Source organism: Kocuria sp. HMSC066H03 (assembly GCF_001812045.1).
GTDB classification, from domain to species: Bacteria; Actinomycetota; Actinomycetes; order Actinomycetales; family Micrococcaceae; genus Kocuria; species Kocuria rhizophila.
Genome location: NZ_KV807509.1, coordinates 77951 through 93799, shown reverse-complemented (window position 1 = coordinate 93799; position 15849 = coordinate 77951). Strand labels below are relative to the sequence as shown.

The following is a 15849-nucleotide window of genomic DNA, read 5'->3' as shown; positions in this document are numbered from 1 at the left end:
CCACGGTCACCGCGCTCGCGGTGTCGAGGGGTCGGGGCGGACGCCCGGTCTCACGCGGAGACCGGGTCCGAGCTGACCGGGGGCGCGTCGGTGGTGCGCTGCTCGAGCACCTCCCGGCTCTGCTGCCGCACGGCGGGCTCACGGTCCCGCAGCCACGAGTACAGCGGCGCGGCCACGAACAGGGTGGCCAGCGTGCCCACGATGATGCCCACGAACAGGGACAGCGAGAGGTCCTTGAGCGTTCCTGCACCCAGCAGGTAGGCACCGATGAACAGGATGGAGCCCACGGGCAAGATGCCCACCACGGACGTGTTGATCGAGCGCACCAGCGTCTGGTTCACGGCCAGGTTCACCTGCTCCGCGTAGGTGCGCTTCTTCCGCTCCCCCGGCGCGGTGCCGTCCAGCAGCCCGGAGGTGTTCTCCCGCACCTTGTCGAAGACCACCACGGAGTCGTACAGCGAGTAGGAGAGCACCGTGAGGAAGCCGATGATCGCCGAGGGCGTCACCTCGAAGTCCACGAGCGCGTAGATCCCCGCGGTGATCACGATCGTGGTCAGCATGGCCGCGATCGCGGAGACCGACATCTTCCACGTGCGGAAGTACAGGGCCATCAGGGCCAGCGCCAGCGCCACGAACACGAGCAGACCCCACAGCGCCTGCTGCGTGACGCCCTGGCCCCACGTGGGACCCACGAAGGTGGAGGTGACCTGGTCCTCGCCCACCCCGTACGCGTCCTGCAGCTCGTGCTTCAGCGCGAGCGTCTGGTCGTCGTCCAGCTGCTGGGTCTGCACCCGGACGGTTCCGGGGGCGATGTTGGTCACGGTGGCCTCCTGCGTGCCCGCCGTGTCCGCCACGGCCCGCTCCCCCACGGAGGCGTCCGGGTTCTCCACACCGGAGACCGTGAACTCGGACCCGCCCGTGAAGTCGATGCCCAGGTTGAAACCGCCCTTGACCACGGGAATCAGGATGGAGACCACGATCAGGGCGAGGCTCACAGCCAGCCAGAGACCACGCTTCTGCACGAAGGGGTAGGACGTGCGACCACTGTGCAGGTCGTTGCCGAAACGCGCGAGACGGTTGCTCATCGCTGGTCCTCCTGGGGGTCGGTGCGAACGGCGGAGGAACCCGCCCGGTCGGTGCCCTCGGTGGGCGACGCCGCGTCAGCCGTGGGCGCGCCGGCCCCGGTGCCGCTGCCCGCACCACTCGCGCTCGCGGCGCCGTCGTGCGGTTTTGTGCCGTCGGTGGCGGGGTGGGCGGCGGTCTCCGTGCCGCTGCTCTGCTGGGCAGCGCGGCGGCGTCGTTCGGCGATGGTGAGACCGTCCGAGTCCTCCGGCGTGCGGATCCTGCCGGCGCCGCGGTACAGCGGCACGGCGTCGAGGGCCTCGGGGTCCAGCCCCGAGTTCTTGGCGCCCGATCCGAAGTACCGGGTGCGTGCCAGCAGCACCATCACGGGGTGGGTGAACAGGAACACGACCATGAGGTCCGCGATGGCCGTCAGGCCCAGGGTGAAGGCGAAGCCGCGCACGTTGCCCACGGCCACGAAGTACAGCACCACCGCGGCCAGCAGGTTCACGGCCTTGGAGGCGAGGACCGTCTGACGGGCCCGCTGCCAGCCGTGGTCCACGGCCGCGGGAATGGTGCGCCCGGCCCGGATCTCGTCGCGGATGCGCTCGAAGTACACGATGAACGAGTCCGCCGTCTGACCGATCGCGACCACGAGGCCCGCCACGCCGGCCAGGGACAGCCGGTAGTTGGCGCCCCAGCCCAGCAGGGTGATGGCGAGGTAGGTGATGACACCGGCCACCACGAGCGAGGCGATGGTCACGAGGCCCAGCCAGCGGTACTGGAACAGGGAGTAGATGCAGACCAGCGCCAGGCCGATCAGACCGGCGATGATGCCCATCTGCAGCTGGTTGCTGCCCAGGGTCGCGGAGACCTGCTGCTCCGACTCGATGGTGAAGGAGACGGGCAGCGCGCCGTACTTCAGCTGCTCGGACAGGAACTTGGCCTCGTCCTCGGTGAAGTCACCCGTGATCTGGGCCTTGCCGTCGGAGATCACGGAGTTCATGGTGGGCGCGGAGACCACCGAGCCGTCCAGCACGATGGCGAACTGCGAGCGGGGGTCCTGCTGGCCGCCCTGGCCGTAGCCGTAGAGCCGCTCCGAGAGCTGCTTGAACGTCTCGGTGCCCTGCTCGTTGAACTGCAGGTTCACCGCGTAGCCGCCCGTGGCGTTGCCCTGCGAGTTCGTGGCCGGGGCGTAGGAGGCGTCCTCGATGTCCGTGCCGGGGATCTCCACCGGGCCCAGGATGTACTTGGCGTTGCCCTGGGGATCGCACGCCACGGTGGCCTTGTCCTGAGGCTGGGTCTCCCGGTCCTTCTGCGGCTGGGGTGCGCTGCAGTCGAGGGCTTCGTACTGGGCGAACAGCTCGGGGGTGATCCAGCGGGGGTCCGAGGAGTTCTCGGGGGCCGACTTGGCCTTGGGCACGTCCTTGGGGTCCGTGCGCTGCTCCTTGGGGGTGGCCTCCCCCGGGCCCGTGACGATGACCGGCCGGAACGCCATCTGCGCCGAGGTCTGGATGAGCTCACGGGTCTCCGCGGACGGCGTGCCCGGCAGGGACACCACGATGTTGTTGCCGGACTGGGTGGTGATCTCCGCCTCGGAGACACCCGCGCCGTCCACGCGCTGGCGGATGATCTCCACCGCCTGGTCCAGCTGCTCCTGGGTGATCTCCTGCCCCGCCTGCTCCCCCTGCAGGGACGGCGTGAGCACCATCTGCGTGCCGCCCTCGAGGTCGAGGGCGAGCTTGGGGGCCCAGCCGGTGCGGTCGGTCGTGACGCCGTACACCAGCAGCCCGGCCAGCAGGGCGATGACCGCCACCAGCGCCACGAGGGACCCGCGGGCCCTGGCCGCCGCCGCGGCGGCCCCGGTGCGAGGCTTCCTGGTCCGGGGTGACGACGTGGACTTCCGGGCGGATCCGGAGTCCTCGGCGGAGCCCTTGCGCCGCCGCCGGGATGACGTCGAGGCCTTCGGAGTCTCCGAGGTCTCCGAGCTCTTCTTCTGTGCTGCCATTGCCGTCCTTCGGGGAGACCGTGACCGGACGCGCACGCCGGTCACCACATGAGAAACGGGCCGAGGTCCTCGGCCCGTCTCTCATCGGGGGGATGTCAGATGGTGGGGTTGCCGTGCTCGCCGCGGCCGCGGGGGTCGGTCCCGTTCCCGGGCTCGGCGCGGTCCACGCCGTCAACCGTGGGAGCGGAGCCGCCCGTGACGTCACCGTGGGAGGAGGTGCCGCGGGTCGGGTCGTCGTGCATCGGGGCGTCGTGCTCGGCCGCGGTGCCGTGGGTGGAAACGGCGTCCTGCTCGGCGTGTGCGGCGGTGGAGCCGTCGGCGGGGAGCTGGGCGGCGTGGTGCTCTGCGGCGTCCGTCTCCGGGGTCTCGTCCACCACGGTGGTGACGGTCTGCGAGTGGACGGTGACGAGCTGCCCCGGGGCAATCTCCAGGACGGCCTTGTTGTTCTCGCGGTCCATCTCGTGCAGCGTGCCGAACAGTCCGAAGCTCGTCATCACCTGTGTGCCGGGGCCCATGCTGGCCTGCTTGGTCTTCATCTCGGCCTGGGCCTTCTTCTGCCGCCGCATGGGCAGCCACAGCAGCAGCACCATGGCCAGGAGCATGACGGGAAGGAACCAGGCACTCCCGCCGCCGGTGGCTGCCTGCTGGGTCTCTGCGAGGATGGTCACGGAGAATCCGATCTGTCGAGGGATGAGGGACTCGGGTGCACGGACCCCGGGACACACCGGTGCCGACCGGGCCCACACACCAATTCCTCCCAGCTTAGGGGATGGATCTGGTCACCCGCTGGATGCATCTCCCGGTGACGGGTCTGCGGCGAGCGCGGACCTCAGAGAGGGATCCTTGAACGCGGCGTGCTCGGGAACCTCCAGGTCCAGGTGCTCCCACGCCGCGGCCATGGCGATCCTGCCCCGGGGCGTGCGGCCGAGCAGGCCCTCACGGACCAGGAAGGGTTCGGCGACCGTCTCCACGGTCTCGGTCTCCTCCCCCACCGCAATGGCCAGGGTGGACAGGCCCACCGGGCCGCCGTTGAACTTGCCCACCAGCGCTGAGAGCACGTTGCGGTCCAGCCGGTCCAGCCCGCGGGCGTCCACCTCGTACATGTCCAGGGCGGCCCCGGCCGCGCGGGCGTCGATGCGCTCCACACCGTGCACGAGTGCCCAGTCCCGCACGCGGCGCAGCAGCCGGTTGGCGATGCGGGGGGTGCCGCGCGAGCGCGAAGCCACTTCCGTGAAGGCCTCGGAGGTCATGGTGAGGTCCAGCAGACCCGCGGAGCGGCGCAGCACGAGCTCGAGCTCCGGGACCGAGTAGAACTCCAGGTGCCCGGTGAAACCGAAGCGGTCCCGCAGCGGCCCGGGCAGCAGGCCGGCACGCGTGGTGGCGCCCACGAGGGTGAACGGTGGCAGGTCCAGGGGAATGGAGGTGGCTCCGGCGCCCTTGCCCACCACGATGTCCACGCGGAAGTCCTCCATGGCCATGTAGAGCATCTCCTCCGCCGGGCGGGACATCCGGTGGATCTCGTCCAGGAAGAGCACCTCCCCGTGGGTCAGGGAGGAGAGGATGGCCGCGAGGTCCCCCGCGTGCTGGATGGCGGGGCCCGAGGAGATCCGCAGCGGGACCTCCAGCTCCTCCGCGATGATCATGGCCAGGGTGGTCTTGCCCAGACCCGGCGGCCCGGAGAGCAGCACGTGGTCCGCGGTGCGCCCGCGCAGCTTGGACGCCTCGAGCACCAGCGAGAGCTGCGCGCGCACGCGCTTCTGCCCCACGAAGTCGTCCAGCGTGCCCGGCCGCAGCGACGCCTCCAGCTGCTGGTCGTCGTAGTCCCCCTCGGCGCCCACGAGGCGCTGCCGCCCCGCAGCTCCGCGCTCCTCCACGGCCATGCTCAGCGCCTCCCGGTGGGCGCGTGCGTGGTGCCCTTGGACGTGCCGAGCCACGACAGCACGGCGCGCAGGATCTCGGCCACGTTGCCGGAGTCACCGAGCTCGGGCTGGGTCTGCAGGGCGTCCTCGATGCCGCGGACGGCGTCCTTCTCGTTCCACCCCAGGCCCGTGAGGGCATCGACCACCTGGTCCCGCCACACCGGCATCTGCGGCTGGGCGGCCTGCTGGGCGGGAGGCTCGGGGAGCACGAGCTTGTCCGCGAGCTCCAGCACGATCCGCCGCGCGGACTTCGGCCCGATGCCCGGCACGGCCGTGAACGCCTTGTCGTCCCCGGCCGCGATGGCCCGGCGGGCATCGTCGGGCCCGAGCACGGAGACGGCCGCGAGGGCGGTGCGCGGCCCCACGCCGGAGACTCCCAGCATGACCGAGAAGATCTCCTTCTCGTCCGCCTGGGCGAAGCCGAACAGCAGCGGCGCCTCGTCCTTGCGGGCGATGTACGCGGTGTGCAGCCGCGTGGTGGCTCCCACCCGCAGTCCGGACAGGGTGTGCGGGCTCGCGTGGACCTCGATGCCGAAGCCCGAGACCTCCACCACGGCCAGGGTGGCGCCCACGAAGGCCACCTCACCGGTCACCGAGGCAATCACGGCTGCTCCCCTCTTCCGGCCGGGGCCGGGCTCGTGCGCCCACCGGTTCCGGGGGGCTGGGTGGTGCGGGGGCGGCTGCCCCGGCGCTCGGGCGCGGCCGGTGCCGCGTCGGATTCGAACACGTGTGCGAACGGTTCTGGGCCACTGTACCAACGGGGGCGCCGCAGCGGGGGGACGGTGCAACGGGGCGTGGACCACCGCCACCCGTGGGACACCGGGGCGGGCGAGAACGGTGCAGCCGGCGGCGGTCCCGCTCGACCGCGGACAGGCCCTCGGAGCCTTCCACAGGCCCCTCTCAGCCGCGTCTGCCCCGTGCGGGGCTGCCGCCGCGGGCCCCCGGAGCGCGCGAGGCCGACTCCGCCCGGCGCCACGCCTGCTGGGCCGGTGTCAGCGCGGTGGTACCGGTGGTGCCGGTGGACCGTGACGGACGGGACCCGGAGTGGGTGGAGGTGGCCGCCACCGCGTTCATCCCTGCCACCCCGCCGCGCCAGCCGTGGCACACGGCCAGCGCGAGCGCATCCGCGGCGTCGGCCGGGCGGGGCGGGGCGTCCAGTTTCAGGATGCGCACGACCATCCGGTTCACGGACTCCTTGTCCGCGGAGCCGTCCCCGGTGACCGCGGCCTTGACCTCGGAGGGGGTGTGCCACGCGACCGGGATGCCGCGCCGGGCCGCCGCCGCGATGACCACGCCGGTGGCCTGGGCGGTGCCCACGACCGTGGGCGCGTTGTTCTGCGCGAACACGCGCTCCACCGCCACCACGTCCGGGCGGAAGCGCTCCATGAGCTCGTCCGCGGCCTCCATGACGGTCAGCACGCGGTGCTCGAGCGCCTCGTGGGCGCGCGAGCCGCTCACCTGCACGTGCACGAACGTGCCCGTGCGCTGGGCGGACATGTCCACCACGGCGAAGCCGCACCGGGTGAGTCCGGGGTCCACCGCGAGCACGCGCTGGGAGCCTGCCGCCTGCGGACGGGCCACGGGCCTACTCGTCGTCCTCGAGCTGGGCCATCACGTCCGCGGGGATGTTCGCGTTGGAGTAGACGTTCTGCACGTCGTCCAGCTCCTCGACCGCGTCCGCGAGCTTGAGGAACTTGCGTGCCCCGTCCGCGTCCAGGTCCACCTTCATGGTGGCGCGGAACTGGGGGTCGTCGTTGTTGTACTCCAGACCGGCCTCGTCCAGCGCCGCGCGGATCGCGGGCAGGTCCGTGGCCTCGCTGACCACCTCGAACACGTCCGACTCGTCCAGGACCTCGTCCGCGCCGGCGTCGAGCACGGCCATCAGGACGTCGTCCTCGGTGAGGCCGTCCGTCTTGGCCACCTCCACCACGCCCTTGCGCTCGAAGAGGTACGCCACCGAGCCGGAGTCCGCCATGGTGCCGCCGTGACGGGTCACGGCCACGCGCACCTCGGAGGCCGCGCGATTCTTGTTGTCCGTCAGGCACTCGATGTACAGCGCGGTGCCCTGCGGGCCGCGGGCCTCGTAGAGGATCTCGGTGTAGTCGATCGTCTCGCCGGTCAGGCCCGCTCCGCGCTTGATCGCGCGGTCGATGTTGTCGTTCGGCACGGAGTTCTTCTTGGCCTTGGACACCGCGAGCTCGAGCGCCGGGTTGCCGGAGGTGTCCGCGCCGCCCATGCGCGCCGCGACCTCGATGCCCTTGATGTACTTGGCGAACGCCTTGGCCCGCTTGGCGTCGATCGCCGCCTTCTTGTGCTTGGTCGTGGCCCACTTGGAGTGACCTGACATGAATGACCTCCTCGAAAGAGTGCGTCCGGCCGTGCTCGGGCCGGACGCGGTGGTGGATTGACTGCCATGATACCGAGCGCGCCCCGTGCCCTGTCACACCGGGACGCGCCCCCGCACCGTCCAGGGGACTTCGCGGCGCCGCCGGTGCTCGCCGAGCCGCTGGTGCGGGGACACGGTTCGCCGCGGCGACAGACCCGGTCGACGACGCCGCGCGCTCGCCCCGCGAGGGCAGCGCGAGGCTGCCACCGCGCCGCCGGTGGTCGCGGTTCGACGGGCCGCCGCGGCACGCCCAGATGACGACGCCGCCAGCCCGGCCCCCTGCCAACGGCTGGGGCACCCCGGGCGAGCCTCGGCACGCGCGGCTGCGGGCGGCGTCGTCGTCCGCCGGTCCCTCAGCGGGGGCGGGAGGCGGCGACCTCGCGAGCGCGCTCGGCCAGCGTGTCGTCGGGGCCGACCTCCGGCAGGGACTCCCCGCGCAGGGCGAGGGCCTGACCGAGCAGGAAGTCCGCCACGCGCGGGTTCTTGGGAAGCAGGGAGCCGTGCAGGTAGCTGCCGAGCACGTTGTGGGTGCGGGCTCCCTCCGTGCCGTCCTCACCGTTGTTGCCGGCGCCCGAGACGACCGTGGCCAGGGGCTCCTGCCCCGCGCCCAGGTGGGTGAGCCCGGAGTGGTTCTCGTAGCCCACGATCCGGCCCAGCTCCGGGGACTCGGTGACGATGTTGCCGATCAGCCGCTCGGTGCCCGCCACCGTCTCTAGGTCGAAGACCCCGATCCCGGACAGGGTCTCCCCCGCCCCGGTGCGGAAGCTGCGGCCGAAGAGCTGGTAGAGCCCGCAGATCGCGAGCATGGGCACGCCGCGTTCCACGGCCTCGTGCAGCCGCGGCGCCACGGCCGCGAGGTCCTCGGCCACGCGGAACTGCCCCGAGTCCTGGCCACCACCACCCACGAAGAGGTCGGCGTGCTCGGGCCACTGATCACCAGGATCGTAGTCCACGATCTCGGTGTCCAGACCGTAGCGCTCGGCGCGGCGCTTGAGGGTCAGGGTGTTGCCCCAGTCGCCGTAGATGTTCATGTCCCGGGGGTAGAGCTGCACGATGCGCAGCGGCCCGGAGGTGTTCTCAGCCACGGTGTTCTCCTAGATGGCGGCCACGTGCGTCATGCCGCCCAGGATCTTGCGCAGGGACAGCATGGCCGTGTAGGTGCAGAAGATGCGCATGGGGCGGTCCCCGGACTGCGCGATGAACTGCTTCAGCGCATCCTCCAGGTCCGGTTCCACCCCGCCCACGCGCACGAGGTCGTAGTCCAGCCGCAGGGCCATGTCCCACGCGCGCACTCCGGAGACGAGGTCCACCCCGCCCTCCCGGAGGCTGTCGAAGTCCACGTCCCACAGCCAGGAGACGTCCCGGCCGTCCGCGTACTGGTCGTTGATCGCGATCATGGTCGCGTAGTCCTGCGAGGACGCGGACGCCAGGGAGAGCCGGAAGCCCGCGGGGTTCTTCACCAGCAGCAGCTGCAGGGGCTTGCCGTCCACCGTGATGGTCTCGCCGCGCCCGAAGGCGGGCGTCACGTTGCCGAGCTCGGCCACCAGGGCGGGGACGTCGGCGTCGTCCCCCAGCACCTGCAGGCTCACGGCCAGGGCGGCCGCCGCGTTGTACTGGTTGTAGACGCCGTAGAGGTCCACCGTGGCCTCGTGGCTCGTGCCGCGCACGTCCAGCTCCACGCTGCGGGCGTTGACCGCCTCCAGCACGACGTCCGCGTCCGGGCGCCGGGCCGAGGGCACCTCGGAGTCCTGCTCCCCCGGGTCCACCTGGCGCAGGCCCTCGCGCATGTCGTCGTCGGACGGGAACATGGGGCGCAGCGCGTCCGAGAGCCCGAACCAGGACACGGCCGTGCCCTCCGGGAGGTCCCCGGCGAGACCGGCGATCCGCGGGTCCTCGCGGTTGAGCACCACGGTCTCCGTGGTGGCGCGGGCCACCTGGCGCAGCATCCGGCGCGTGGTGTCGATCTCCCCGAAGCGGTCCAGCTGGTCGCGCATCACGTTGAGCAGCAGGCTGATCCGCGGCTGCACCTGCTTCACGAAGTGCACCGCGTGGGCCTCGTCCAGCTCGAGTACCGCGACGTCCGCGGCCAGACGGCCAAACGCGTCCATCTCCGCGAGCAGGGAGGCCGCCACACCGCGCACGAAGTTGGAGCCCGTGCGGTTGGTGAACACGCGCAGGCCCTGGGAGCGCAGCAGCTGCACGGTCATCTTGGTGGTGGTGGTCTTGCCGTTGGTCCCGCTGATCACCACCACGCCGCGGGGCAGCTTGGCGAGCTCCTCGGCCACGAAGCCGGGGTGCAGCTTCTCCATGAACAGGCCGGGGAATGCGGAGCCGCCGCCGCGCAGGCTGGACGCCCAGCGCACCCCCTGGCCGAGGACGCGTACGAGAGGTCGGGACATGGTCTCCATCCTAGTGAGCGGGTGCGGGCACCCGGGTGGTGAACGTGTGCGGGCACCCGCGGTCGCGGACCGGTGGGCCCGCGGGCCGTCAGTCCCCGGGCCAGGCCGCGGCGATGTCCTCGCGCGTGGCCCCCAGGGTCTGGATCAGCGGTTTGGTCTGCGCGATCACGGGCATGAAGTTGGCGTCACCGGTCCACCGGGGCACCACGTGCTGGTGCAGGTGGGCGGCGAGCGACCCGCCCGCGGCGGAGCCCAGGTTGAGCCCCACGTTGAACGCCGCGGGACTCGCGACCTCCCGGATCACGCGCACCGCCGTGCGGGTCAGGGTGTTGAGCTCCCACAGCTCGTCGTCCGTGAGCTCATCCAGGTCCGCCACGTGCCGGTACGGGCACACCAGCACGTGGCCGGGGTTGTACGGGAAGAGGTTGAGCACCACGAAGCAGTGCTCACCGCGGTGCACGATCAGCGAGTCCTCGTCGCAGCGCTGCGGCGCGGTGCAGAACGGGCATCCCGGCGGCTGCTCCACCGAGGTGTCCTCCCCGCGCACGTACGCGAGCCGGTGCGGGGTCCACAGCCGCTGGAAGCTGTCCGGAACCCCCGGGACCTCGAACTCGTCCCGGACCACACCGTCCCCGTCTGGCGCCGCGGCGCCCCGCCCGGTCACGGCTGCTCCGGCGCCCGGGTCTGCTCCGACGACGCCGCCGTGGCCGGCTCCTCGACCACGGTGGCGCCCACCTCGAGCTCCTCGGCCGGGGCCGTCGGATCCTCGTTGGCGCGTGAGGCCACGTGGCGGGCAATGAGCTCCACGGCCTCCGCCCGGCTCACGCCGTTGTGCTGGGAGCCGTCGCGGAAGCGGAACGACACGGTGCCCGCCTCGGCGTCCTCGCCGCCGGCGATGACCACGAACGGGATCTTGTCCTTGGACGCCGTGCGGATCTTCTTGGGGAAGCGGTCGGAGGAGGTGTCCACCTCCACCCGGATCCCGCGCTCGCGCAGGGACTGGGCGAACTCGTCCAGGTAGTCGTTGAACGCCTCGGCCACGGGGATGGCGCGCACCTGCACGGGAGCCAGCCACGCCGGGAACGCGCCCGCGTAGTGCTCCGTGAGCACGCCCATGAAGCGCTCCACGGAGCCGAACAGTGCTCGGTGGATCATCACCGGGCGCTGCCGGGTGCCGTCCGAGGCCTGGTACTCCAGGTCGAAGCGCTCCGGCAGGTTGAAGTCCAGCTGGATGGTGGACATCTGCCACGTGCGCCCGATCGCGTCCCGGGCCTGCACGGAGATCTTGGGCCCGTAGAACGCGGCGCCCGCGGGGTCCGGGACCAGCTCCAGCCCGGAGTCCTCCGCCACCTCCCGCAGCGTGCGGGTGGCCTCCTCCCAGATCTCGTCCGAGCCCACGAACTTGTTCGGGTCCTTGGTGGAGAGCTCCAGGTAGAAGTCCTCCATGCCGTAGTCCTTGAGCAGGGACAGCACGAAGTTCAGCGTGCCGGTCAGCTCGTCCTTCATCTGCTCGCGCGTGCAGTAGATGTGCGCGTCGTCCTGGGTCATGCCGCGCACGCGCGTGAGACCGTGGATCACGCCCGACTTCTCGTAGCGGTACACCGCCCCGAACTCGAAGAGCCGCAGCGGCAGCTCCCGGTAGGACCGTCCGCGGGAGCGGTAGACCAGGTTGTGCATCGGGCAGTTCATGGGCTTGAGGTAGTAGTCCTGGCCCGGTTTGGTCAGCTCACCCGTCTCCGGGTCCCGCTCCTCGTCCACGTGCATCGGGGGGAACATCCCGTCCCGATACCAGTCCAGGTGCCCGGAGACCTCGTACAGGTGGCCCTTGGTGATGTGCGGGGTGTAGACGAACTCGTACCCGGCGCGGGCGTGTCGCTCGCGCGAGTAGTCCTCCATCTCCTTGCGGATGATCCCGCCCTTGGGGTGGAACACGGGCAGCCCGGAGCCCAGCTCGTCCGGGAAGGAGAAGAGGTCCAGCTCCACGCCCAGCTTGCGGTGGTCGCGGCGCTCGGCCTCGGCCAGACGCTCCTTGTATGCCTTCAACTCGTCCTTGGAGGGCCAGGCCGTGCCGTAGATCCGCTGCAGCTGCTGGTTCTCCTGGTTGCCGCGCCAGTACGCCGCGGCGGAGCGCATGAGCGCGTAGCCGTTGCCGATGTGCTTGGTGTCCGGCAGGTGCGGGCCGCGGCACAGGTCGCGCCACACCACGTCCCCGCTCTTGCGGTCCACGTTGTCGTAGACCGTGAGCTCGCCACCGCCCACCTCCACGGACGCACCCTCGGCGGACTCCTCCACGGCACCGGAGCCCGGCCCGCCGGCCAGGTCGATGAGCTCCAGCTTGTAGGGCTCGTCGGCCATCTCCGCGCGCGCCTCGTCCTCCGTGACCGTGCGGCGGCGGAAGATCTGGTTCCTGTTGACGATCTTCAGCATCGACTTCTCGAGCTGCTTGAGATCCTCGGGAGTGAACGGCTCCGCGACGTCGAAGTCGAAGTAGAAGCCGTCCGTGATGTACGGGCCGATCCCCAGCTTGGCGTCCGGACGCAGCTCCTGCACCGCCTGCGCCATCACGTGCGCCGTGGAGTGGCGCAGCACCTCGAGCCCTTCGGGATCACTCACGAGCACCCGTTCCACGACGTCCCCGTCCTGCAGGGGCGTGGACAGGTCCTTGAGGACACCGTTGACGTGCGCCACCACCACGTCCCGCTGCTCGGCGTAGAGCTCGGCGGCCGTGGTGCCCGGCTCCGTGGTGCGGGCCTCGCCGTCCACGGTGAGCTGCAGTGCTGGGGCATCCGTCATGGTGTGTCTCCTCGTCAGTTCTGTGTGTGCCCGCCCGTACCGGGGGCGCGCGTTCCGCGGACGTGCCGTGCACGCCCGTGACCTCCCCGATGCTACCGCCCACCTGCCGCGGACGGCACGGGACGGCGCGCCCTGCGGGCGGATCGTGAGTCCGCTCACGCGCTGGCACCCTGGGCACGACGAAGGGTGTGCCTCGAGCCGGAGCCCGGGGCACACCCTTCAGTGTTCACGCGAGGTCACTCGCGTGGACGGCTTCAGCGGCGGGGAGCCTCGCCGTTGCGACCGAGGTCGTCACGGCCCAGGCCGTCACGATCGACATCGGTCTCCACGTCGACCTGTTCCTTCTGGACGTCGGCCTCCACGCGCTGGGTCTCGCGGACGGTCTGCTTGTTCATCCCGACCTCCTCGACGGCCACGGCTTCCTTCTCGACGACGGGGCGCTCCTCGTGCAGAGTCACGTCCACCTCTTCCTCGCCGATCCGGCCGGTGCCCGCGTGGGCCTCGGTGCCGTTGAACGGGGTGCGCTCCACGGTGACCTCTTCGCGCTCGACCGGGACGTCGACCGTCTCGTGGTCGGTCACGACGTACTTGCGCAGGCGGGCGTGGCCGGCCTCGCGCTCCTGGGTGCCCACGTTGAGGCGCTCCTCGTGACGGGTCACGGAGGCGTTCTCACCGGCGGCCACGTGGCGGTCCTGGTCCACACCGGCGCGGTCGCGGTCGGTGAGGTCGCGGTCACGGTCCGCGGCGAGACGGTCACGGTCGGCGACGTCGCGGTCGGCGTTCGCGTGACGGTCACCGGTGGCGGCGCCGGCCACACCGGCGGTGCCCGCGGCGGCGGCGTTGCGGTCACGATCGGCGCCCGCGGTGCGGCCGTCGTCGTAGTTCATCTCGTAGTAGCGGTACAGCTCCTCCTCCTCGGCGGGGGACAGGTGCTGGTCCGCGTCGACCTTCGGAGCGTCCTTGATGACGTCCTTGGTGTAGGGAAGAACCACGCGGTCGCCGTCCTGACGGGCGCCCTTCACGGGAACGAAGTTCTCCTTGGCACCGAACAGACCGGTGTTCACGGTCAGGAAGGTGGGCTCGCCGGAGTTGTCGTCCAGGAACACCTGCTCGACCTTGCCGATCTTGTCGCCGTCGGAGCCGTAGGCCGTGCTGGACAGAATTGCATTCACGTCGAACGTGGACATCGCATTAACTCCTCAGTAAGTCTCTGCTGCCGGTGCACGGGTTGTGCACCGGAGGCCGCCGCACCCGCAGTGGGTGTGCGGTCTGGCTTCGTGACACATATTACGGCCATCAGCACACTGCGCTACCAATTTCTCTCACGGAAAAACCGGCGCGCCGATGCCCCTCCGCGCCGCAGACCTGTGGTGGTCGGGCCGGGCGGGCGCCGCCTGCGGGGTCACGGGGGTGGCGTGGGGCACAATGGGCAGGACCAACCGCTGTGGGTTCTCCGGAACCGTTCGGGCGATTCACACGGAAACGGCAGCGCAACAGAGGACGGAGCTCCGACGTGTGGGATGCACTGGTCACCAATCCATGGATCTTCTGGTTGATCATCATGCTGGCCCTGGCGGCCATCGAGATGCTCACCCTGGACTTCCTGTTCCTCATGATGTCCCTCGCGGCGCTCGTCGCCGCCGGCGTGAGTCTCGTGGTGGACAGCTTCACCGTGCAGGTGGTGCTCTTCGCGGTCGTCTCGGTGCTGCTCATCTTCGTCATCCGCCCGATCGCCCTGCGCCGCCTCAACCGGTCCACGCCCACCACGCGCTCCAACACGGACCGGCTCATCGGGCTGCCGGCCACCGTGCTCGAGCCCGTGACCCAGCACAGCGGGCTGGTCCGGCTGGAGGGGGACGTCTGGACGGCCCGATCGTCCGTGGGAGCGGCCCTGCCGGAGGGCCGCGAGGTGTTCGTCCACCGCATCGACGGCGCCACCGCCGTGGTCTCCGACGTAGCCCCGGCCCACGCACCGGGCACCGACGGCGGGCGCGGCACCCACCGCTAGGCCCCCACCACGGCAGACCGTAAGCGCGCAGCACTCGCGGACGCGCCCCCCGCCGAGACACTCGAGCCCCCACCGAAAGGACGTCATGTCAATCGTCATCCTCATCCTGCTGATCGTGGTGGTGCTCGCCGCGGTCATCGCCCTCATCAAGGCGGTGCGGATCGTTCCGCAGTCCCGCGCCGGCATCGTGGAGCGGCTGGGCAAGTACCAGTCCACCCTCAACCCGGGACTGCACTTCCTGATCCCGTTCATCGACCGGCTTCTGCCCCTGATCGACCTGCGCGAGCAGGTGGTGCCGTTCCCGGCGCAGTCCGTGATCACCGAGGACAACCTGGTGGTGGGGATCGACACGGTCGTGTACTTCCAGGTCACCGATCCGCGGGCCGCCACCTACGAGATCACCAACTACATCCAGGCCGTGGACGAGCTCACCAGCGCCACCCTGCGCAACGTGGTGGGCGGGCTGAACCTCGAGGAGACCCTGACCTCCCGCGACAAGATCAACGCCGAGCTGCGCGGGGTCCTGGACTCCACCACGGGGCGCTGGGGCATCAGGATCTCCCGCGTGGACATCAAGGAGATCACTCCCCCACCGTCCATCCAGGACTCCATGGAGAAGCAGATGCGCGCCGAGCGCGACCGCCGCGCCGCGATCCTCACGGCCGAGGGCGAGAAGCAGTCCCAGATCCTCACCGCCGAGGGTGAGCGCCAGGCCGCCGTCCTCTCCGCCGAGGGTGACGCGAAGGCCGCCATCCTGCGCGCGGACGGCGAGGCCCAGGCCATCGCCAAGGTGTTCGACTCGATCCACCGCGCCAAGCCCACGCAGAAGCTTCTGGCCTACCAGTACATCCAGACGCTGCCCAAGGTGGCGGAGGGCACGGCCAACAAGGTCTGGATGATCCCCGCCGAGCTCAGCACCGCACTGCGGGGCGTGGGCTCCTACCTCAACCCGGGCGCCTCGGACTCCCCCGAGGACGACGCGTGGGAGGAAGAGGACGCGGCCGCCCGCCGCTTGCAGCAGGACGAGCCGATCGTCGCGCACGAGACGGTGAAGGTGACGGAGGAGGACCTCGAGCCCGATCTCACCCTCACCGACCCCAGTGAGTTCGAGATGCCCGACTCCCGCTACTCCTCCCCCATTGCCGAGCAGGCACGGGACCCGCACGTGGGTGAGACCCCGGCCTCCAACTCCCCGTCGAACCAGCAGCCGGGTTCCACGGCCCGCCACCCGCAGCCCGAATCCCCCGAGGGTCCGCGCACCGGGGAATGAATCG

At 70.8% G+C, this 15849-nt stretch carries 14 protein-coding genes; 2 read left to right on the top strand and 12 right to left on the bottom strand.

Annotated elements, in window-relative coordinates:
• Positions 1 to 50 precede the first annotated feature (50 nt).
• The 12 genes from secF to HMPREF2833_RS09255 form a co-directional block, all read right to left on the bottom strand.
• A complete protein-coding gene (secF, locus tag HMPREF2833_RS09310; RefSeq protein WP_070637736.1) occupies positions 51 to 1085 on the bottom strand; it encodes a protein translocase subunit SecF in 1035 nt (344 codons plus the stop codon).
• Positions 1082 to 3070 carry a protein translocase subunit SecD gene (gene secD, locus HMPREF2833_RS09305; RefSeq protein WP_070637734.1) on the bottom strand — a complete coding sequence of 663 codons (1989 nt, stop codon included), beginning with the start codon at positions 3068 to 3070 and terminating at the stop codon, positions 1082 to 1084. Before secD ends, secF begins: the two co-directional genes overlap by 4 nt.
• A 95-nt stretch (positions 3071 to 3165) precedes the next feature.
• Positions 3166 to 3738, bottom strand: coding sequence for a preprotein translocase subunit YajC (gene yajC / locus HMPREF2833_RS12735; RefSeq protein ID WP_246829110.1), 573 nt, complete (start codon positions 3736 to 3738; stop codon positions 3166 to 3168).
• 111 nt (positions 3739 to 3849) lie between these two features.
• Positions 3850 to 4950 (bottom strand): Holliday junction branch migration DNA helicase RuvB, encoded by a 1101-nt coding sequence (ruvB, locus tag HMPREF2833_RS09295; RefSeq protein WP_019309306.1) that lies wholly within the window; start codon positions 4948 to 4950, stop codon positions 3850 to 3852.
• A gap of 2 nt (positions 4951 to 4952) precedes the next feature.
• Positions 4953 to 5594, bottom strand: coding sequence for a Holliday junction branch migration protein RuvA (gene ruvA / locus HMPREF2833_RS09290; RefSeq protein ID WP_019309307.1), 642 nt, complete (start codon positions 5592 to 5594; stop codon positions 4953 to 4955).
• Between the two features lie 295 nt (positions 5595 to 5889).
• Positions 5890 to 6570: a crossover junction endodeoxyribonuclease RuvC gene (ruvC, locus tag HMPREF2833_RS09285; protein WP_070637732.1), complete on the bottom strand. Its 681-nt coding sequence runs from the start codon at positions 6568 to 6570 to the stop codon at positions 5890 to 5892.
• A gap of 4 nt (positions 6571 to 6574) precedes the next feature.
• Positions 6575 to 7336, bottom strand: coding sequence for a YebC/PmpR family DNA-binding transcriptional regulator (locus HMPREF2833_RS09280; protein ID WP_070637729.1), 762 nt, complete (start codon positions 7334 to 7336; stop codon positions 6575 to 6577).
• Positions 7337 to 7728: 392 nt separating this feature from the next.
• Positions 7729 to 8460 (bottom strand): type 1 glutamine amidotransferase, encoded by a 732-nt coding sequence (locus HMPREF2833_RS09275; protein ID WP_070637727.1) that lies wholly within the window; start codon positions 8458 to 8460, stop codon positions 7729 to 7731.
• A 9-nt stretch (positions 8461 to 8469) separates the two neighbouring features.
• Positions 8470 to 9783 carry a Mur ligase family protein gene (locus HMPREF2833_RS09270; protein WP_070637724.1) on the bottom strand — a complete coding sequence of 438 codons (1314 nt, stop codon included), beginning with the start codon at positions 9781 to 9783 and terminating at the stop codon, positions 8470 to 8472.
• Positions 9784 to 9862: 79 nt separating this feature from the next.
• Complete coding sequence (locus HMPREF2833_RS09265) at positions 9863 to 10438, bottom strand: HIT family protein (protein WP_070637722.1); 576 nt, start codon at positions 10436 to 10438, stop codon at positions 9863 to 9865.
• Entirely contained in the window at positions 10435 to 12567 is a 2133-nt protein-coding gene (gene thrS, locus HMPREF2833_RS09260) for a threonine--tRNA ligase (RefSeq protein WP_070637720.1), read from the bottom strand. The genes HMPREF2833_RS09265 and thrS overlap by 4 nt, the downstream gene beginning before the upstream one ends.
• Positions 12568 to 12821: 254 nt before the next feature.
• Positions 12822 to 13754 carry a DUF2382 domain-containing protein gene (locus HMPREF2833_RS09255; RefSeq protein WP_070637718.1) on the bottom strand — a complete coding sequence of 311 codons (933 nt, stop codon included), beginning with the start codon at positions 13752 to 13754 and terminating at the stop codon, positions 12822 to 12824.
• A 326-nt stretch (positions 13755 to 14080) separates the two neighbouring features.
• On the opposite strand from HMPREF2833_RS09255, the gene HMPREF2833_RS09250 reads away from it, so the two are divergent.
• Together HMPREF2833_RS09250 and HMPREF2833_RS09245 are read left to right on the top strand one after the other, a co-directional pair.
• Positions 14081 to 14575: an NfeD family protein gene (locus tag HMPREF2833_RS09250; protein WP_083311003.1), complete on the top strand. Its 495-nt coding sequence runs from the start codon at positions 14081 to 14083 to the stop codon at positions 14573 to 14575.
• A gap of 85 nt (positions 14576 to 14660) precedes the next feature.
• Positions 14661 to 15845, top strand: a complete 1185-nt coding sequence (locus HMPREF2833_RS09245; protein WP_083311002.1) for an SPFH domain-containing protein — start codon at positions 14661 to 14663, stop codon at positions 15843 to 15845.
• Positions 15846 to 15849 lie beyond the last annotated feature (4 nt).

Coding starts and splice junctions, on each gene's coding strand:
- secF (WP_070637736.1), bottom strand. CDS start 1,085: ATGAGCAACCGTCTCGCGCGTTTCGGCAACGACCTGCACAGTGGTCGC.
- secD (WP_070637734.1), bottom strand. CDS start 3,070: ATGGCAGCACAGAAGAAGAGCTCGGAGACCTCGGAGACTCCGAAGGCC.
- ruvB (WP_019309306.1), bottom strand. CDS start 4,950: ATGGCCGTGGAGGAGCGCGGAGCTGCGGGGCGGCAGCGCCTCGTGGGC.
- HMPREF2833_RS09280 (WP_070637729.1), bottom strand. CDS start 7,336: ATGTCAGGTCACTCCAAGTGGGCCACGACCAAGCACAAGAAGGCGGCG.
- HMPREF2833_RS09270 (WP_070637724.1), bottom strand. CDS start 9,783: ATGGAGACCATGTCCCGACCTCTCGTACGCGTCCTCGGCCAGGGGGTG.
- thrS (WP_070637720.1), bottom strand. CDS start 12,567: ATGACGGATGCCCCAGCACTGCAGCTCACCGTGGACGGCGAGGCCCGC.
- HMPREF2833_RS09255 (WP_070637718.1), bottom strand. CDS start 13,754: ATGTCCACGTTCGACGTGAATGCAATTCTGTCCAGCACGGCCTACGGC.
- HMPREF2833_RS09245 (WP_083311002.1), top strand. CDS start 14,661: ATGTCAATCGTCATCCTCATCCTGCTGATCGTGGTGGTGCTCGCCGCG.